The sequence below is a fragment of the Methylocella tundrae genome (assembly GCF_901905185.1).
GTDB classification, from domain to species: Bacteria; Pseudomonadota; Alphaproteobacteria; order Rhizobiales; family Beijerinckiaceae; genus Methylocapsa; species Methylocapsa tundrae.
In genome coordinates, this window is sequence record NZ_CABFMQ020000135.1 from 1 (window position 1) to 707 (window position 707).

1 pseudogene is annotated in these 707 nt (G+C 58.6%); it reads right to left on the reverse strand.

What is annotated here, in order from left to right:
- Positions 1-205 (reverse strand): annotated as a pseudogene (locus MPC4_RS21015) (hypothetical protein); the annotation flags it as partial.
- Between the last annotated feature and the right edge of the window lie 502 nt (positions 206-707).

A 707-nucleotide genomic window follows, 5' to 3' on the forward strand; every position in this document is an offset into this window, starting at 1 on the left:
ATTCGCCGAAGGTTTTGACCCTGGCTACCCGCGAGCTTGAGGGCGTCTCGCCGCGGTCGGCTTGGACCTCCGCTTCCAGAGCCCAGCGCCGGGCGTCCTCACGCCGCAGAAACGTCTCGCTTGCATAGCGTCCGTTGCGACGAATTTGGACTCGCCAGGACCTAACGATCTGATAGTACTGAAAAAATGAAGCAATATCAAGCACATAGATTTGCCGTGGCGCCTATGATGGATTGGGTAGATACGTCATAAATATCAATGTATTAGTATGGCTCGTGTGCAAGAATTGCACACGAATGTTCGCGTTCTCTTCTCTTTCCGCTGGTGCGATTAGCTGCTCGTGATCGCGCCGAAGGCGCCTGGAACTGCCCGGACTGACCCGTGTTTCGACAGGCTGCGGAGCGTCGCGTCCGCTTGACCCGGAGTTCCTGTCATCTGGCCTGCAATGGGTCACGGAGGAGTACGAAGCGAGCTTTTCCGCGCGTCGTTCGGTCGGGGTCGTCGGCGTAGGCTGCGCCGATGATATGACGGCAAAACGTCCGAGCCGCGCTGGACTCCACCTTGGTCCGGTACGCGAGAGCTAGCACTACTTTGGCACTTTTGGTTCGACGGCGTCGGCGATGAGTTTCTCACAGTGGGGGCATCGTCTGGGTGGAGGCCGTGCGAAGAGGTCGAGAATGGCTTGTCTGATGGCCGGCAGGCTCGGT